Genomic DNA, 16,212 nt, shown 5'->3' on the forward strand with positions numbered 1-16,212 from the left:
GCGGGTGGCGGCAGTGCAGGGCACAATCGCGGCATTATCCCTCTCCCGCCGCAGTTGCCCATGAATACCGCCCGCACCGTGACACCCGATGTCTCCATCGTGGTGCCGATCTACAACGAGTTCGATAACCTGACCGACCTGGTGGAGCGCATCGCCCAGGCCATGGCGCAGCAGGCGCTCACGTTCGAACTGTTGACGGTGGACGATGGCTCCTCGGACGGCAGCGTGGACAAATTGCGCGAGCTGGCCGCCACGCGCGCCTGGCTGCGGCCCGTTTTTCTGGCCCGCAACTATGGCCAGTCCAGCGCGCTGCAGGCCGGCTTTGACCGCGTGCGCGGCCGCTATGTGGTCACGCTGGACGCCGACCTGCAAAACGAGCCCGACGACATCCCGCTGCTGCTGCAGCGGCTGGAGACCGACCCCCGCGTGGACATGGTGTCCGGCTGGCGCAAGGACCGGCAAGACGCCGAGCTTTCGCGCAAGCTGCCCTCGCGCATCGCCAACTGGCTGATCTCGCGCTCCACCGGCGTGTACCTGCACGACTATGGCTGCGCGCTCAAGGCCTACCGCCGCCCCTTCATCGACCGCATCCGTTTGTACGGGGAACTGCACCGTTTCATCCCGTCGCTGGCCAAGGAAGCCGGTGCGCGCATCACCGAAGTACCGGTGCGCCACCATGCGCGCACCCGCGGCGTGTCCAAGTACGGCATCGACCGCACCTTCCGCGTCATCCTGGACCTGATCCTGATCGTGTTCTTCATGCGCTACCGCCAGCGGCCGCTGCACGCGTTCGGCGGGCTGGGCCTGTGGCTGATCGCGCCGGGTTCGCTGATCCTGCTGTGGCTGCTGGTGGAAAAGCTCATGGGCGAGGCCATCGGCGGCCGGCCGCTGTTGCTGGCCGGCATGATGCTGGTGCTGATGGGCGCGCAGCTGGTCGCCGCCGGGCTGATCGGCGAGATGCTGATGCGCATCTACCACGAGGCCGGCAACAGGCCGCAGTTCCACGCCGAAGAGCATCATTCAGAGACAACTGAAGCGCCCGTACAGCAAGCGCCAGCAGCTACCAAGATAGTCGCTTGAAACCGTCCCGAAAAATCCTGCTGCGCGCCCTTCTGGGGCTGGCGCTGCTGGGCGCGGTGCTGGCGCTGGCCGACCCGCGCCGGGTGCTGGCGAGCCTGGGGCAGGCCCATCCGGGCTGGCTGCTGGCAGGGCTCGCCGCCGCGATCGCCTCCAACCTCGTGTCAGCGTTGCGCTGGCGGGCGCTGGCGCGCTGGTTGGGGGCGGACATGGGCGTGCGCGACGCCGTTCGGTGGTACTTCCAGGCCATCGGCCTCAATGCGCTGCTGCCGGGCGCGGTGGTGGGTGGCGACCTGTACCGCGCCGTGGTGCTGCGCCGCACCGGGCAGGACGCAGGGGCCTCCAGCTGGTCGGTGGTGCTCGATCGCGTGAGCGGCCTGTGGATGCTGTGCGCCATTGGCGGGCTGGGCGCAGCCGCCAGCGCCGATGCGCTGGGCGCGGCACTGGGACTTTCACCCGCACTGCTGCGGGGCGTGGCACTGTGCGGCACGGCGCTCTGGCTGGTGCTGCCCTGGTGCCTGCCGGCACTGCTGCGGCGTGGCGCCAGCTGGAGATGGCTGGCGCCATTGCGGACAGCGGCGGTGCGGCCGGATTTTCAACGCCAGCTCGGCTGGCAGGCCTTGGCTTCGGGAGCCGTCCAGGGGCTTTCGGCGGCGGCACTGGCGGCGGGGGGGCTGGCGCTCGGCATACAGCTGCCGCCTGCTGCATGGGCCTGGGCCATTGCCCCCGTGTTCCTGATGGCGGCGCTCCCCGTCAGCGTGGGCGGCTGGGGCACCCGCGAGGCGGCGGCGGTCGCCGCGCTGGCGCCGTTTGGTGTTGCGGTGCCTGCCGCCGTGGGCGCCGCGATGCTGTACGGTGTTTATGGCCTGGTGCAAGGTGCGCTGGGGGCGCTGGCGTTCGGCCTGCCGTCGCGCGGCAAGGCGGTTGCAGCGATCGACCCGGCGCAAGACGGCCACGAACACTGAGGCACTGCCACCGCCTCAGCGCCCCAGCGCCTTGGCGCTGACGCCGGCAATGCCCCAGTTTTCCTTGGGAACATCGTGAATCCACACGCGCACGTTGGCCGGCGGCGCACCCACGGCATCGACGAGGGCCTGGGTCACCTTCTCGATGACGGCCTTCTTCTGCTCTTCGGTGCGGCCTTCGATCATGTAAATCTGGGCAAATGGCATGGGGATGTCCTTGGGTTTCTCAAAGCATGGGCGGGATTCAGTGCCGACGGGCGATCAGTCGAGCTTGATGCCCAGTTTCTGGATCAGGCTGCCCCAGCGCGTGTTTTCAGCGCGAATGAACTCGGCAAACTGCTGCGGCGTGTTGACCTTGATGTCGGCGCCGATGTTCTCGAAAGCCGCCAGGGCGGGCGCGGTGGCTGCGCCGGTTTTCCAGGCATCGGCCAGCTTGTTGACGATGTCGCGCGGCGTGGACGCCGGCGCAATCAGGCCGAACCAGGTCACCACATCGAAGCCGGCAACGCCCTGCTCGGCCACCGTGGGCACGTTGGGCAAGGCACGCGAGCGCTGGGCCGAGGTCACGGCAATCACCTTGAGCTTGCCCGACTTCACGTTGGGCAGGGTGGTGGTCAGCGAGCTCTCGAAGCTCAGGGGAATCGTGCCGGCCAGCAGGTCCTGGGCGATCTGGCTGGTGCCCTTGTAGGGGATGTGGGTGAGTGCGATGCCGGTGGTGGATTGCAGCAGCTCGGCCGCCAGGTGGGTGCTGGTACCGATGCCCGAGGTGCCGTAGCTGAGCTTGCCGGGGTTGGCCTTGGCATAGGCGATCAGCCCCTTGAGGTCATCGAACGGCGCGCTCGGGTGCGCCACGATGGCGCAGGGCGTGAACCCCACCAGCGACACCGGCGCCAGGTCTTTTTCCACGGAGAACGACAGCTTGGGATAGAGCGTGGGCGCAATGGCCAGGCTGCTGATGGCCGACAGGCCGATGGTGTAGCCGTCGCCCGCCGCCTTGGCCACGGCGTCGGTGCCGATGTTGCCGCCGGCCCCGGCCTTGTTCTCCACCACCAACTGCTGGCCCAGCTTGTCGCCCATCACCTTGGCCGCCGTGCGGCCCATGATGTCGGTCGGACCACCCGGCGGGAACGGCACGATCAGCTTGATCGGCTTGGCGGGCCAGGTGTCCTGCGCCCAGCTGGCCAGTGGGAACGCTGCCAGGGATGCCGACAGGGCGGTGCCCATGCCGGTGGCGATGAAATGTCTCCGTTGCATTTTTTCTTCCCTCTTTTGTCACACAAAACGAACCGACACGCTGCCCAGGTTCTGGATGCGCAGCGTGACGTTGTCACCGGCCTGCACCGCCACGGCCTCGGTGATCCCCCCCGACAGCACCAGGCTGCCGGCCGGCAGCGACTGGCCGCGCCGGCCCAGGTGGTTGACCAGCATGGCCACGGCGGCCGCCGGGTGCCCCAGCACCGCGGCGCCGGCGCCCAGGGCCACGGGCTGGCCGTTCTTTTCGAGCACCACGCCGAGCGTGCGCAAATCCACGCCGCGGGCCGAGGCAATGCGCCCGCCGACCACGAAGCGCGCGGCCGAGGTGTTGTCGGCCACCACGCTCTTGAGGTCGAACTTGAAGTCGCGGTAGCGGCTGTCGATGACTTCGATGCCGGGCAGCACGACATCGCTGGCGGCCAGCACGGCGCCGATGTGGCAGCCGGGGCCCTGGAGTTCGGTGCGGGTGATGAAGCAGATCTCGGGTTCGACCTTGGGGTGGATCAGGTCACCGACCTGGATCTCTGCGCCTTCGGGCACGACGAACTCGTCCACCAGGAAGCCGAAGACCGGGTCGGTCACGCCCATCTGCTTCATCTTGGCGTGCGAGGTCAGGCCCGCCTTGTAGCCCACCACGCGGGCGCCGCGCGCCAGCTTGCGCGCCAGGATGCGGTCCTGGATGGCGTAGGCGTCGTCCCAGTCCATGTCGGGATGGGACTCGGTGATCTTGAGGGTGTCCTGGGCCTTCAGTTGGCAGTTTTCCAGGTGATCGGCCAGTTGGTCGAGGGTGGATGCGTTCAGTGCCATGTTCTTGTCCTTCAAGCTGCCCGCAAGCCCTGCGCCTTGGCGAGGGTGAGCGCGGTGTCTTCGATCATGTCTTCCTGGCCGCCAACCATGCCGCGGCGGCCCATTTCAACGAGGATTTCGCGCGCCGGCACGCCGTACTTCTGGCTGGCGCGCTTGGCGAACAGCAGGAAGGAGCCGTACACGCCGGCATAGCCCAGCGTGAGCGCGTCGCGGTCGATGCGGATGGGAAAGTCCATGATGGGCACCACCAGGTCTTCGGCCACGTCCTGGATCTTGAACACGTCCACGCCGGTCTCGATGCCCATCAGGTCGCACACCGCCACCAGCACTTCCATGGGCGTGTTGCCGGCGCCGGCGCCCAGGCCGGCGGCAGCGGCGTCGATGCGGCTGCAACCCACCTCGATGGCGGCCAGGCTGTTGGCCACGCCCATGGCCAGGTTGTGGTGGCCGTGGAAGCCCAGCTCGGTCTCGGGCTTCAAGGCCTGGCGCACGGCGCCGAGCTTTTCCTTCACGTCGTGCGGGAGCATGTGGCCGGCCGAGTCGGTGATGTAGATGCAGTTGGCGCCGTAGCCCTCCATCAACTTCGCCTGCGTGACCAGGCCTTCGGCACTGTTCATGTGGCTCATCATCAAAAAGCCCACGGTGTCCATGCCCATCTTGCGGGCCAGGGTGATGTGCTGCTCGCTCACGTCGGCCTCGGTGCAGTGCGTGGCCACGCGGATGGTGCTGACGCCCAGTTCATGCGCCATCTTCAGGTGGTCCACGGTGCCGATGCCGGGAATCAGCAGCGCCGAGACCTTGGCCTGTTGCATCAGGGGCACCACGGCGCCCAGGTATTCCTCGTCGGTGTGGGCGGGAAAGCCGTAGTTGACCGAGCTGCCGCCCAGGCCGTCGCCATGGGTGACCTCGATCAGGGCCATGCCGGCGGCGTCCAGACCGGTGGCGATGGTCTTCATCTGCGTGAGCGTCATCAGGTGGCGCTTGGGGTGCATGCCGTCGCGCAGCGTCATGTCGTGCAGGCGGACTTTCTTGCCTTGGAGGGTGTTGGTCATGTGCGGTTTCTCCTTACGCAGCCACGGGTTCGAGCGTGAGCGAACCGGACAGGATTTCTTCGGCAAACATCTCCGCCGTGCGGGCGGCGGCAGCGGTCATGATGTCCAGGTTGCCGGCGTATTTGGGCAGGTAGTCGCCCAGGCCCTCGACTTCGAGGAACACGCTCACGCGCTTGCCGTCGAACACCGGACCATTGACCAGGCGGTAGCCGGGCACGTATTTCTGCACTTCCTTGAGCATCGCGTGGATGGACTCGGTGATCCTGGCTTGGTCGGGCTCGTCTTCAGTGAGGCAGTGCACGGTGTCGCGCATGATCAGCGGAGGCTCGGCCGGGTTGATGATGATGATGGCCTTGCCCTTCCTGGCACCGCCCACCTGCTCGACCGCGCCGGCCGTGGTGCGGGTGAACTCGTCGATGTTCTTGCGCGTGCCGGGGCCTACCGACTTGGACGACACGGTGGCCACGATCTCGCCGTAGGCCACGGGCTGCACACGCGAGACTGCCGCGACCATGGGGATGGTGGCCTGGCCGCCGCAGGTGACCATGTTGACATTCATCTCGGCCTTGCCAACATGCTCCTTCAGGTTCACAGGCGGCACGCAGAACGGGCCGATGGCGGCCGGCGTGAGATCGATCATCAGCGCGCCCTGGGCGTTGACCTTGCGGCTGTTTTCGGCATGCACATAGGCGCTGGTGGCGTCAAAGACGATCTGCACGCCGTCCTGCCGCATGTGGGGAATCAGGCCGTCCACCCCTTCGGCGGTGGTCTTGATGCCCATCGCGCGGGCGCGCTTCAAGCCGTCGGACTCGGGGTCGATGCCCACCATCCAGACGGGCTCCAGTACCGGACTGCGCTGGAGCTTGGCCAGCAGGTCGGTGCCGATGTTGCCGGGCCCGATCAGGGCGCATTTGATCTTCTTGCTCATGGAAATTCCTTGTGTCAGACGAAGCGGACGGAGCAGCCACCGATGCCGCCCATGGTCACGCGCAGGTTGTCGCCCGCGGCGACCGGCACCATGATGCCGAGCGAACCCGACAGCACGACCTCGCCCGCCTCCAGCGCGATGCCGTGCTGGCCCAGCGTGTTGGCCAGCCAGGCGACGGCATTGGCCGGGTGGCCCAGCGCAGCGGCTCCGGCGCCGGTGGCGACGATGTCTCCGTTCTTCTCCAGCACCATGCCGACGGTGGCCAGATCAACATCGCGCGGATCGACCAGGCGGTCACCCAGCACGAACACGCCGCACGAAGCGTTGTCGGCCACGGTGTCCTGGATCTTGATCTTCCAGTCCTGGATGCGCGAGTCGACGATCTCGAAGCAGGCCATCACGCCCTCGGTGGCGGCCAGCACGTCGGCGACCGTGATGCCGGGGCCCTTCAGCGTCTTTTTCAGCACGAAGGCGATCTCGCCCTCGGCCTTGGGCTGGATCAGCGTGCTGGCGGGGATGGCCTGGCCTTCGTTGTAGACCATGCCGTCGGTGAGCCAGCCAAAGTCGGGCTGGAACACGCCCAGCATGTCCATCACCGCCTGGCTGGTCACGCCGATCTTCTTGCCCACCACGCGCTCGCCGGCGGCCAGGCGGCGCGCCAGCATGCGTTGCTGGATGGCGTAGGCGTCGTTGATGGTGATATCGGCATGGCGCGCGGTCAGCGGCGCCACGGTGCGGCAGCCCTTCAAGGCGTCGTAGAGCTCGTCGCCGAGCTGCTCAATCAGTGGTGCTTGCATGAAGTCCTCGATCTCAAAGGGAATGGGGTTCGTCGGTTGCAGCCTCGGCCAGGAAATCGCCCACCAGGCGGGTAAAGCGCGCGGCGTGTTCGATCTGCGTCCAGTGCCCGCACTGGCCGTACACGTGCAGCTGCGAGCGCGGGATCCAGTTGGACAGCGTCAGCGAGGTGGACAGCGGGATCACCTGGTCGTCGCGCCCATGCACCACCAGGGTCTGGTGCGGCAGGGCGCGGATGTCTTCTTCGCGACTGGCCATGGCGTCCACCCAGCGCTGGCGGGGCGCGGGGAACATGGCCGAGAACGACTCCTGGAAGCCCGGGCGGATGCTGGCTTCGTAGCGCATGCGGGCGAGGTCGTCGCTCATCAGCCCCTGGTTGAAGGCAAAGTAACCCATGATGGCGCGCATGTTCTGCACCGACGGGGTATAGCCCCACACGGCGTCCAGCCCCTGCGTGATGGGAAAGTGCACGCCCACGCTCCCCATCAGCACCAGGCGGCGCACGCGTTGCGGGTGGCGGATGGCCAGCGCCAGGGCCAGTGCACCGCCAAAGGAGTTGCCGACCAGGTCGGTTTTCTCGATGCCCAGCGCGTCCAGCAGGCCCACGGCCTGGCGTACCCAGCTGTCCATGTCATAGCGCTGGCCTGCCGGGCGGTCGGTGAAGCCGAAGCCGACCATGTCGGGCGCGATCACGCGCGCCTGCTTGGCCAGCTCGGGCATCACCAGGCGCCAGTTGGCCCATGCCGACACGCCGGGGCCGGAGCCGTGGATCATGAGCAGCGGATGACCGCCGCCCAGGTCGTGGTAGTTGGTGCGGATGCCCGCTGCTTCGATGCGGTGCCCGATCTCGGGGTGGGAGGCGGTGGCGCTCATCAGAAATGTCTCTTTGCTACTTTTATAGGAGCTTCTAGCGCTTGCCGAGCAATCTCTAGAAGCCGATTCAACTTAAAACTTCACCATCACGTTGCGCAGATCGGTGTAGAACTCCAGCGAGTGCACGCCGCCTTCGCGGCCGATGCCCGACTGCTTGGAGCCGCCGAACGGCGTGCGCAGGTCGCGCAGGAACCAGGCGTTGATCCAGCACAGGCCCACCTCGATCTGCTGCGCCAGGCGGTTGGCGCGCGCAAGGTCCTGCGTGAAGACGGCGGTGGCCAGGCCGTAGCGGTTGGCGTTGACCTTGCCCAGCACTTCTTCTTCGCTGTCGAAGGGACTGATGTGGCAGCAGGGGCCGAAGATTTCTTCGGTCACCACGGTGGCGGTCTCGGGCAGGCCAGTCCAGATGGTGGGCTGGATCCACGAGCCGTTCTTCAGGTCGCCGGGCATGTCGGGGATGCCGCCACCGGTGACGATGGTGGCGCCCTGCTCCTTGGCCGTCTGGTACAGGCCCAGCACCTTGGCCTGGTGCTTCTTGCTGATCAGCGGGCCGATCTTGGTGTCCTTGTCGAAGGGCAGGCCGGGTTTCATGCTCTCGGCGCGGTCCTTCAGTGCGGCCACGACCTTCTCGAAGATCGGGCGCTCCACGTACACGCGCTCGGTGCCCAGGCAGACCTGGCCGGCGTTCTCGAAGCACGAGCGCGTCAGCGTGTCGATGGTGGTCTGGAAGTCGCAGTCGGCAAACACCACGGCGGCGTTCTTGCCGCCCATCTCCAGCGACACCGGGCGCACGCCATTGGCGGCCGCCTTCATGATGATGCTGCCGGTGCGCGTTTCGCCGGTGAAGGTGATGCCGTTGACGTCGGGGTGTTCGGTCAGGAAGGCGCCGGCGGAATGGGCGCCAAAGCCGTGTACCACGTTGTACACGCCCTTGGGCATGCCCACCGCGTTCATCACCTCGCCCAGCAGCGTGGCGGTGGCGGGGGTTTCCTCGCTCGGCTTGACGACCACGGTGTTGCCGCAGGCCAGCGCCGGGCCGACCTTCCAGGTCATCAGCAAGAGCGGCAGGTTCCACGGGCAGACCACGGCGATGACGCCACGCGGCACGCGCACGCCGTAGCTCAGCGCGGTCTTGCCGTCGGGCGTGCGCATGTTGAACGACTCGGTGGCCGTGCTCTTGATGGTGTCGATGAAGATCTGGAAGTTGGCGGCGCCGCGCGGAATGTCCACATGCGAAGCCAGGTGGTGCGGCTTGCCGGTGTCGGCAATCTCGGCCTGCAGGAAGTCGTCGAAGCGGCGGTTGATCTCGATCGCCACGGCGTCCAGCAGCTTGCAGCGCTCGGCCACCGACAGTCGGCCCCAATCGCCCTTGAGCGCCGCTTTGGCCGCGGCGACAGCGGCATTGACTTCCACCTGGCCGGCTTCGTAAATATCGCCGATGACGCTGCCGTTGACCGGGTTGATGTCCTGGAACGTCTTGCCGCTGGTGTTGCGAACATATTCGCCGTTGATGAAATTCAGAATCTGTTGCATGGTGACTTTCTTATCTCGCAAGCACTGACTGGCTGTAACGATAGGGTGGGAGGCTCATACTGTCCAATACCAAATTTTCCAAATCTGATACCTTCGAGGTATTAAAAAAAGGAGATGCACAGTGGATTTGCGCCAGATGAAATACTTTCTTGCGCTCGCCCAGGAGCTGCACTTCGGCCGGGCAGCAGCGCGGCTGCACATGGCGCAGCCGCCCCTGACACGGCAGATCCGGGGGTTGGAGGACGAACTGGGAACCCCTTTGTTCCTGCGTACCGCCAAGGGCGTGGAGCTGACCGCCGCCGGCCAGGCACTGCTGGACGAGGTGCCCAACATCCTGTCGCTGACGCAACGCGCGCGCGACCGCACGCAGCAGGCCGGGCAGGGGCTGATCGGCCTGCTCGACGTGGGCATCTTCGGCTCGGGGGTGCTGGACGTGATCCCCCGGCTGCTGGCCACCTTCCACCAGGCACGTCCCGAGGTGCGCATCGAACTGCACAACCTGACCAAGGGCGAACAGTTGCAGGCGCTGCGCGAGCGCCGCATCACCATCGGCTTCAACCGGCTGGTGCCCCCCGAACCCGGCTTGGAGGTACTGAACGTGCTCCAGGAAACACTGGTCGTCGGCCTGCCGGAGACCCATCCCCTGTGCGCACGCCCGGAGATCACGCTGCGCGACCTGGACGGCGAGCCGATGATCGTCTACCCCAACGCCCCCCTGCCCGGGCTGGCCCAGGAGGTAGCCAGCGCCTTCCACCGCGAGGGCATTCGCCTGAACGTGGTGCAGGCGGTGGAAGATGTACTGACCTGCGTGGCCCTGGTGGCGGGCGGTTTTGGCGCCTGCATCACCACCCATTCGGCCACCAGCCTGCGCCTGCCGGGTGTGGTGTACCGGCCGCTGCGCTCGCGCCACCTGCGCGACATCGAGCTCAGCTGCCTGTACCGCACCGACGACATGTCGCCGGTGCTGGCGGCATTTCTGGAGGTGGTGGGTGCGTTTTCCAACGCCCAGAGCAAGAAGGGCCAGGACGCGGGCGGGCGGGATTGACCCTGCCGGGGCCATGGATGGTAGGTCGGCCATGGTCTTCCCGTCACGCCCCGGAAGGCGCAAGCCCCAGCGCCTGCAAGCCGGCGACCGCGATGGCTTCGTCCTGCGCTTCGCTGCCACCCGAGACGCCGATGGCGCCGATGCGCATGCCGCCCTCCACGATGGGCAGTCCGCCCCCAAAGGCGACAAAGCGCGGGCGCAACACCAGCCCCTCCCGCACCGCGGGTGAATGCTGTTGCAGGACCGCATGCCACTGGGAAGTCGGCAGACCAAAGCCCGTGGCGGTGTAGGCCTTGTCGATGGCGATATCGACCGAATGCAGCGGCGCACCGGGCATGCGCACGAACGCCGCCAGAATCCCGGCGGCATCGACCACCGCCACGTTGACCTGCACGCCCAGGGTGGTGGCGGCCTGCACCGCTGCCGCCACGGCGCGCAGGGCCGCAGTGGCATCGATCACGCGCTGCTCCCGGCTGAGAGAGACAACACCGGATCCAATGCTGGGATCTGGCATGGACATGGCGTTCAGAAGGCCTTGACCATCGTCAGCCGCACCAGGTTCCCCTTGGGCTGCGGGCCGGTGCCGGCTTCGGCGCGAAACTCCTTGTAGATCGCGCCCTTGAGGAACACCCCGGCGGACGCGATCGGATACACCAGCTCGGCGCCCAGCGCGTGCCGCGAGGACTGGTCGGCGCTGGCGCCCGGACCGCTGTCGTTGCTGGTCTGCCACTGGCTGTAGCCCACCACCCCCGCCTGCACCGTGCCAAACACCTTGGCCAGCCCCCACTCCACCGTGGCCTGGTCGCCATGGCGAAAGCCCCTGTCGTTCTTGCCATGGCGCTCGAAGCGCATCAGGGCCGAACCCGAAATCGTCTTGGCGGCATCGAAGTAGTAGGTCGCACCGCCGGTCAGCATCGTGCTCTTGAAGCCCTTGCCCGCCGATGCCGGATGGTCGGTGCTGCCCGAATCCAGCCACATGCCGGCGGCAGCCACGGCATCCCACTGCGCGCCGTGCCATCCCAGCACCAGGGGGCCGACGTAAACGTCGCCCACACCCGAACGGCTGTCCGCGATGCCCGCGGCATTGAGGGTGAGCGAGGTGCGCACCAGCGGCACGATGGCCTCGACACCGTAATCGGCACCCAGCACCTTGTGGCCCGTCATCCAGACAAAGCGATTGGCCAGCGCGGTCACGGTGCCGCTGTTGTGCCCCGGCAGGTCGGTACTGGAGCCCGGTGCGCGAAAGCTGTTGATGTTGTAGTTCACCACATAGCCCAGGTAATAGAAGCCGGGCGGCGGCACGCTGGCGGCCTGGGCGCCTTCCACACCGGGAACGTAATGGCCTTCCGCCTGGGCGGCCAGGGGCGCCAGGCTGCCCAGACCCGCCAGCAGGGCGGTCGCTGCAAATGTTTTCTTCATGGGTTTTCTCGTACAACGAAGCAAAGAGGAAATAACGGAGCCGGGGCGCCGCTTCAGGTGTACACGTCCGTGAAGGACGCCACCAGCTCACCGGTGTGGAAGAAGATCCCGCTGCCCAGCTTGTCTTCGCTCCAGGTGGTCACGGGGCGGTCGGGCTGCGCCAGGTAACCGAGGCCGGCAAAGGTTTCGTTGCGGTTGCCGCTGGGGTCGAAGAAGTAGATGGTCTCGCCGCGCGTGATGCCGTGGCGCGTGGGAGCCACGTCGATCTTGACCTTCTTCTTGGCCATGACATCGGCGGCCTTGAGCACGTCGTGCCACGAATCCAGGAAGAACGCGATGTGGTGCAGGCCGCTGACCGGGCCGCCCACAAAGGCGATGTCGTGCGGCGTGGTGGTGCGCGCCATCCAGGTGGCGGCCTGCATGTCACCCTGGGGGCCGACCAGCACCTGCTCGGTCAGGAAGAAGTCCAGGCATTCCTTCATGAAACGCGTGTTGTCCTGCACTTTGTTGATGCCCGCCTCGGGGTTCATCTCGCACATCAGCAGCAGGTGGTCGAGCCAGTGCGCGCCCGCGCCCCGGATGCCGTCGGGCCAGGGATCGGGATTGACGGTGCCCACGTCGGTGCCCACGTATTCCTTCATGGCATACAGGCGCATTTCGTGGCCGCTGGGCAGGTGGAACTGCAGCATGCGGCCGGTGGAGGGCAGCGTGCCTTCCGGCAGCAGCGTGGTCTGGATGCCCCAGGCCTCGATGCGGGCCTGCAGCGCCTCCAGGTCCTCGTCTTTCTCCACCTTGTAGGCGACGTGGTTCAGGCCCGCACGGTCGCTGGGCGTCAGGATGATCGAGTATTTGTCCCACTCGTCCCAGCACTTCAAATAGACGTTGCCGGCGTTGTCCTTCATGACCGTCTTGAGGCCCAGGACCTCTTCGTAGTGCTTGACGGCAGCGGCGATATCCATGACCCGCAGGCTCGCGTGGCCGATTCTCAGTACACCCATTTCATGTCTCCTTTGGTTGGTAAATCTTCATTGGTTCAAGTGGCAGGGCGTTGCGCCACCGAGGTGGCGCTGCCCAGAAAAGGTTTGCGCAATCGGGCGGCCACTTCCAGGCACACCGACTGGGTGGGCGCCACGCGGCAGGCCAGCGTGTAGCCGTTGGCTTCTTCTTCGGTGCTGACATGCGCCCGGCTGACGGGCCCGAGCGACTGCACCGCCCCTTCCACAATGCGCACCTTGCAGACCCCGCAGCCGCCGTTGACGCAGCCGGCCGGGATGCCCTTGCGGCCCAGCCGCAACATGCCGGCCAGCAGGCTTTCGTTGGTGGCACAGTCAAAACAGTCGCCGGTCTGCGACACGCTGACGCGCACTTGCGAACAGGGGTTGGCTCCCATGGCGGCTCCTAGATGGTTTTGAACAAGGGGCTGCGCGCCTGCTGCGCATCGGCGGCCGAGAGGAATTTCTCGGTGTAGATGTCGCGCTCGAACAGGCGCCCCTGCATCAGGGCGCCGATACAGGCTTCGATCATGGGCGGGGGGCCGCACAGGTAGGCCTTGTGGCCGGCGAAGCTGCCACCAAAGTGCGCCTTGGCCGCTTCGTGAACAAAGCCGCGCGCGCCGTTCCAGCCATCGCTCCCGGCGGCGTCCGAAAGTGCCGGCACGTAGGTGAAATGGGGATGGCGCGCTGCGAGGGCGCGGAACTCGGCGTCGTAGTACAGCTCCTGCGCGCTGCGCTGCCCGTACACCAGCGTGATGGGCTGCGTGCAGCCGCTGGCCAGCAGCTCCAGAATCATGGCGCGCGGGCTCGACAGGCCCGAACCGCCCGCCATGAACACCATGGGCATGGCGGCCGAACGGCGCACGAAGAAACGGCCGTAGGGCCCGGTCAGTTGCAGCCGGTCGCCTTGTTTCAGCGACTCGTGCAGCCAGGTGGTTCCAGCGCCGCCGGGCACCTGGCGCACGTTCAGCTCGATCTCGCTGCTCTGGCCATCGGCACCGGGCGCATTGGCAATCGAGAAGGCGCGCCCCCCGTCAACGCCCGGAATCTGCACCTGCACATACTGCCCGGCCTGGTAATGGATGGACTGGTCCAGGCGCAGGTGCAGGGCCTTGATGGTCGGTGTGAGCTGCTCGATGCGCGCCACCGTGGCGGTGAAGTCACGCACCGGGATCACCTGGGCATCGGGGTCGTCGTCGAAGTCGGCCTCGATGGTGGCGTCCGACTGCAGCGTGGCGCAGCAGGCCAGTGTCTTGCCGTCGTCGCGCTCCATTTCCATCAGGGCGAACGGATTGGCCGCGCCATGGTCCACCTCGCCATCGGTCACCTGCACCTTGCAGGTGCCACACAGTCCGTGGCCGCAGGCGTGCGGAATGTAGATGCCCTGGCGCAGCGCGGCGTCCAGCAAAGTTTGGCCTTCTTCCACCTCGATGGTGGCGCCCAGGGGTTCGAGAGTCAGTTGGTAGCTCATGGCATGTCCTGGACGACGGGGCTGCCCGCGGGCTGCACCCATCGCCTGTGCGGGCTGGTACGGTTAACTGAAAGACCCCTGGATACCGGTCAGGCCTGGCGTGCGAAAGCGGATCGCGTCCTTGTGAACCAGGCCGTTGTCGGCCAGGCTCTTGGCCGGATCGGGCGTCCAGGGCTGGCCCGACTTGAACCACTGGACCTCGTTCCAGTCGATGCGGTCAAAGTCGGGGTGCACGCCATAGACACCGGGCAACACCGCCTGGGCCAGCGCGCCAAAAGGCATGTCGGCAGGCAGCGGCAGCGCCACCGGGCAGGGGAACATCAGATGCTCGTCCCAACCGATGAAGAGCAGGGGCGCCGGGAAGTTGGCGCGCACGTCCTTGGCGGGAAAATCGTAGGGCTTGAGGGCGGTAACGCTCATGGCCGGGCTCCTTGGTCTGCGGCGGCCGTTTCGCCCGGCATGGGATCGCCGCGCCAGGCCGCAAAGTTCTTCTGGTCTTCCGAACCCTCGAAGTCGAAGTTGTCGCGGCCCACGTTCAGACCGTACCAGTCGAGCACGGCCAGCAGCGGATCGAAGCCTTCGGCCGTGGGGTCCACACCGGGCTTGAAGCAGTGGCCCTGGTAGATCTGCTGCACCGGCAGCCAGGACTGCACGTACTTCTCGGGCTCGTGCTCGAACACGTGCTTGCAGCCGTCGCTGCAGAAGTGGTACTTGTCGCCCTGGTATTCGGTCTCGCGGTGGCAGATCTGGGTGGGATCGCCCGGTTCGGTGAAGAGCAGCGGAATCTGGCAGGTGTTGCACAGCATCGGCAGCGTCTTGCTGTAGATGCGCCGACCAGCCTTTTGCTCTTCGCGCAGGTACTCGAAGCGCGGGCGGTAGTACTTGTCGAAGGTATCGGGGTACTTCTCGCTGAGCCACTGCATCTCGTCTTCCTTGGGAATCCAGGTGTGGAAGGGGGCCGCAGCGCCGTAGTTGTAGAACGTGTTCCAGGCCTGGTGGCTGATGTGGTCCTTGCCCTCGCAGGCCTCTTTCCAGCCCTTGGGCTCGCGGATGCCGTAGCGCGCCAGGTCGCGGAACAGCGCACCGCCGTTCTCCTCGACATACATCTCCCAGCTCTCTTTCCAGCTCATCACGCGCTTGGGCAGCATGTAGTCCTGCATCATGGCCACCAGCGTGAGCAGGCGGTAGCCGCGCCAGAACCACTTGTTGATCCAGCGCTGCACGATGGGCACGTTGGCAGGGTCCTGCTCCAGCATGAACTTGATGCACTCGATGCCCAGGGTCATGTGGCGCGACTCGTCGGACTGGGCCGAGAAGCCGAACGTCACCGTGGACATGTCGCCGTTGTGCGCCGCACCCGACATGAAGGGCACGAACAGCAGGTTGGTCAGCACGTACTCGAACGAGAAGCTCACGGCGGTGAGAAACTCGAACGGCCCGCCCGACAGCGCATCCTCGAAGAACGACTTGGGCACCGACAGGTACCACACGCGGTCGAACCATTGCGTTGGCTGGTGCAGGCCGTTGAAGTACTTGTTGTAGTGCGACAGCGCGTGCGTCTCGGTCTGGTAGTGGCGCAACTCGTCAATGGACTGCATCTGCGCCGCCACGCGGGCCCCGGCGCCGGTGAAGTGCCGGCCCACATGTGCAAAGCCGCGGTGCGCGTAGTACTCCAGCGGCGTCACGCCCTGGATGAACAGCTTGAGCGCATTCACGTAGCGTGCATCCGAGATGCCGAGCTGCCCGTTGTTCTGCGCAAAGGCCTCGATCACGGCATAGAGCTTCTTCTCCTTCTCGCCCTGGTACTTCCAGTAGGCATCCATGGTCAGGCGAAACGGGTCTTCCCATTTGTCCCAATCGTGGATCTTGATGCCTTCGTACTGGTCGAACGGAAAGACCTTTTCCATTGGCTGGTAGGTGGTTTCCCAGGCCAGTCCGCGCGTCATGGCGGCGTAGCGTTCCTTGAGGCCCAGTTTCTTCTTGATGACAGGTGCGTCCATG

18 protein-coding genes are annotated in these 16,212 nt (G+C 66.3%); 3 read left to right on the plus strand and 15 right to left on the minus strand.

The features are described from left to right. The first annotated feature begins 60 nt into the window (after window positions 1-60). Window positions 61-1,080: a glycosyltransferase family 2 protein gene (locus tag AC1RDS_RS08550; RefSeq protein ID WP_303835498.1), complete on the plus strand. Its 1,020-nt coding sequence runs from the start codon at window positions 61-63 to the stop codon at window positions 1,078-1,080. Beyond that, on the plus strand, window positions 1,077-2,042 hold the full coding sequence (locus AC1RDS_RS08555; RefSeq protein WP_422205633.1) for a lysylphosphatidylglycerol synthase transmembrane domain-containing protein: 966 nt from the start codon (window positions 1,077-1,079) through the stop codon (window positions 2,040-2,042). The genes AC1RDS_RS08550 and AC1RDS_RS08555 overlap by 4 nt, the downstream gene beginning before the upstream one ends. 15 nt (window positions 2,043-2,057) lie before the next feature. On the opposite strand, the gene thmT is transcribed toward AC1RDS_RS08555, so the two are convergent. The 8 genes from thmT to AC1RDS_RS08595 all read right to left on the minus strand — a co-directional run bounded on the left by thmT (window position 2,058) and on the right by AC1RDS_RS08595 (window position 9,284). Further along, window positions 2,058-2,249, minus strand: coding sequence for a 2-hydroxymuconate tautomerase (thmT, locus tag AC1RDS_RS08560; RefSeq protein WP_026434975.1), 192 nt, complete (start codon window positions 2,247-2,249; stop codon window positions 2,058-2,060). 54 nt (window positions 2,250-2,303) lie between these two features. Then, entirely contained in the window at window positions 2,304-3,296 is a 993-nt protein-coding gene (locus AC1RDS_RS08565) for a Bug family tripartite tricarboxylate transporter substrate binding protein (protein WP_303835504.1), read from the minus strand. A gap of 18 nt (window positions 3,297-3,314) precedes the next feature. Next, on the minus strand, window positions 3,315-4,103 hold the full coding sequence (gene dmpH / locus AC1RDS_RS08570; protein WP_303835506.1) for a 2-oxo-3-hexenedioate decarboxylase: 789 nt from the start codon (window positions 4,101-4,103) through the stop codon (window positions 3,315-3,317). An 11-nt stretch (window positions 4,104-4,114) separates the two neighbouring features. Continuing rightward, window positions 4,115-5,155 carry a 4-hydroxy-2-oxovalerate aldolase gene (dmpG, locus tag AC1RDS_RS08575; protein WP_492226780.1) on the minus strand — a complete coding sequence of 347 codons (1,041 nt, stop codon included), beginning with the start codon at window positions 5,153-5,155 and terminating at the stop codon, window positions 4,115-4,117. A 13-nt stretch (window positions 5,156-5,168) separates the two neighbouring features. Continuing rightward, entirely contained in the window at window positions 5,169-6,083 is a 915-nt protein-coding gene (locus tag AC1RDS_RS08580; protein WP_492226781.1) for an acetaldehyde dehydrogenase (acetylating), read from the minus strand. A 14-nt stretch (window positions 6,084-6,097) separates the two neighbouring features. After that, a complete protein-coding gene (dmpE, locus tag AC1RDS_RS08585; RefSeq protein ID WP_492226782.1) occupies window positions 6,098-6,880 on the minus strand; it encodes a 2-oxopent-4-enoate hydratase in 783 nt (260 codons plus the stop codon). A 13-nt stretch (window positions 6,881-6,893) separates the two neighbouring features. After that, window positions 6,894-7,751 (minus strand): alpha/beta fold hydrolase, encoded by an 858-nt coding sequence (locus tag AC1RDS_RS08590; RefSeq protein ID WP_492226783.1) that lies wholly within the window; start codon window positions 7,749-7,751, stop codon window positions 6,894-6,896. Window positions 7,752-7,823: 72 nt separating this feature from the next. Further along, entirely contained in the window at window positions 7,824-9,284 is a 1,461-nt protein-coding gene (locus tag AC1RDS_RS08595) for a 2-hydroxymuconic semialdehyde dehydrogenase (RefSeq protein ID WP_492226784.1), read from the minus strand. A 121-nt stretch (window positions 9,285-9,405) separates the two neighbouring features. Between AC1RDS_RS08595 and AC1RDS_RS08600 the strand changes: the two genes are divergently transcribed. Continuing rightward, the gene (locus AC1RDS_RS08600; RefSeq protein ID WP_303832940.1) at window positions 9,406-10,329 is read left to right on the plus strand and encodes a LysR family transcriptional regulator; all 924 of its coding nucleotides are present in this window, start codon (window positions 9,406-9,408) and stop codon (window positions 10,327-10,329) included. Between the two features lie 43 nt (window positions 10,330-10,372). Here the strand turns inward: AC1RDS_RS08600 and AC1RDS_RS08605 are convergent, their stop codons facing one another. The 7 genes from AC1RDS_RS08605 to AC1RDS_RS08635 form a co-directional block, all read right to left on the minus strand. Further along, window positions 10,373-10,843, minus strand: a complete 471-nt coding sequence (locus tag AC1RDS_RS08605; protein ID WP_422205618.1) for a GlcG/HbpS family heme-binding protein — start codon at window positions 10,841-10,843, stop codon at window positions 10,373-10,375. 11 nt (window positions 10,844-10,854) lie between these two features. Beyond that, complete coding sequence (locus tag AC1RDS_RS08610) at window positions 10,855-11,748, minus strand: SphA family protein (RefSeq protein ID WP_492226785.1); 894 nt, start codon at window positions 11,746-11,748, stop codon at window positions 10,855-10,857. A 53-nt stretch (window positions 11,749-11,801) separates the two neighbouring features. Further along, a complete protein-coding gene (locus tag AC1RDS_RS08615; RefSeq protein WP_026434964.1) occupies window positions 11,802-12,746 on the minus strand; it encodes a catechol 2,3-dioxygenase in 945 nt (314 codons plus the stop codon). A 35-nt stretch (window positions 12,747-12,781) separates the two neighbouring features. After that, a complete protein-coding gene (locus AC1RDS_RS08620; RefSeq protein WP_492226786.1) occupies window positions 12,782-13,138 on the minus strand; it encodes a 2Fe-2S iron-sulfur cluster-binding protein in 357 nt (118 codons plus the stop codon). 8 nt (window positions 13,139-13,146) lie between these two features. After that, on the minus strand, window positions 13,147-14,211 hold the full coding sequence (locus AC1RDS_RS08625) for an NADH:ubiquinone reductase (Na(+)-transporting) subunit F (RefSeq protein ID WP_026434963.1): 1,065 nt from the start codon (window positions 14,209-14,211) through the stop codon (window positions 13,147-13,149). Between the two features lie 63 nt (window positions 14,212-14,274). Then, window positions 14,275-14,631 carry a phenol hydroxylase subunit P4 gene (locus tag AC1RDS_RS08630; protein ID WP_026434962.1) on the minus strand — a complete coding sequence of 119 codons (357 nt, stop codon included), beginning with the start codon at window positions 14,629-14,631 and terminating at the stop codon, window positions 14,275-14,277. Beyond that, entirely contained in the window at window positions 14,628-16,211 is a 1,584-nt protein-coding gene (locus tag AC1RDS_RS08635; RefSeq protein WP_026434961.1) for an aromatic/alkene/methane monooxygenase hydroxylase/oxygenase subunit alpha, read from the minus strand. Before AC1RDS_RS08635 ends, AC1RDS_RS08630 begins: the two co-directional genes overlap by 4 nt. Window position 16,212 lies beyond the last annotated feature (1 nt).

The organism is Acidovorax sp. GW823-FHT02H02, assembly GCF_058797075.1.

Excerpts from the sequence above, each read along its gene's own strand:
- AC1RDS_RS08550 (WP_303835498.1), top strand. The coding sequence starts at position 61 with ATGAATACCGCCCGCACCGTGACACCCGATGTCTCCATCGTGGTGCCG.
- thmT (WP_026434975.1), bottom strand. The coding sequence starts at position 2,249 with ATGCCATTTGCCCAGATTTACATGATCGAAGGCCGCACCGAAGAGCAG.
- AC1RDS_RS08565 (WP_303835504.1), bottom strand. The coding sequence starts at position 3,296 with ATGCAACGGAGACATTTCATCGCCACCGGCATGGGCACCGCCCTGTCG.
- dmpH (WP_303835506.1), bottom strand. The coding sequence starts at position 4,103 with ATGGCACTGAACGCATCCACCCTCGACCAACTGGCCGATCACCTGGAA.
- dmpG (WP_492226780.1), bottom strand. The coding sequence starts at position 5,155 with ATGACCAACACCCTCCAAGGCAAGAAAGTCCGCCTGCACGACATGACG.
- AC1RDS_RS08580 (WP_492226781.1), bottom strand. The coding sequence starts at position 6,083 with ATGAGCAAGAAGATCAAATGCGCCCTGATCGGGCCCGGCAACATCGGC.
- dmpE (WP_492226782.1), bottom strand. The coding sequence starts at position 6,880 with ATGCAAGCACCACTGATTGAGCAGCTCGGCGACGAGCTCTACGACGCC.
- AC1RDS_RS08590 (WP_492226783.1), bottom strand. The coding sequence starts at position 7,751 with ATGAGCGCCACCGCCTCCCACCCCGAGATCGGGCACCGCATCGAAGCA.
- AC1RDS_RS08595 (WP_492226784.1), bottom strand. The coding sequence starts at position 9,284 with ATGCAACAGATTCTGAATTTCATCAACGGCGAATATGTTCGCAACACC.
- AC1RDS_RS08605 (WP_422205618.1), bottom strand. The coding sequence starts at position 10,843 with ATGCCAGATCCCAGCATTGGATCCGGTGTTGTCTCTCTCAGCCGGGAG.
- AC1RDS_RS08610 (WP_492226785.1), bottom strand. The coding sequence starts at position 11,748 with ATGAAGAAAACATTTGCAGCGACCGCCCTGCTGGCGGGTCTGGGCAGC.
- AC1RDS_RS08615 (WP_026434964.1), bottom strand. The coding sequence starts at position 12,746 with ATGGGTGTACTGAGAATCGGCCACGCGAGCCTGCGGGTCATGGATATC.
- AC1RDS_RS08620 (WP_492226786.1), bottom strand. The coding sequence starts at position 13,138 with ATGGGAGCCAACCCCTGTTCGCAAGTGCGCGTCAGCGTGTCGCAGACC.
- AC1RDS_RS08625 (WP_026434963.1), bottom strand. The coding sequence starts at position 14,211 with ATGAGCTACCAACTGACTCTCGAACCCCTGGGCGCCACCATCGAGGTG.
- AC1RDS_RS08630 (WP_026434962.1), bottom strand. The coding sequence starts at position 14,631 with ATGAGCGTTACCGCCCTCAAGCCCTACGATTTTCCCGCCAAGGACGTG.
- AC1RDS_RS08635 (WP_026434961.1), bottom strand. The coding sequence starts at position 16,211 with ATGGACGCACCTGTCATCAAGAAGAAACTGGGCCTCAAGGAACGCTAC.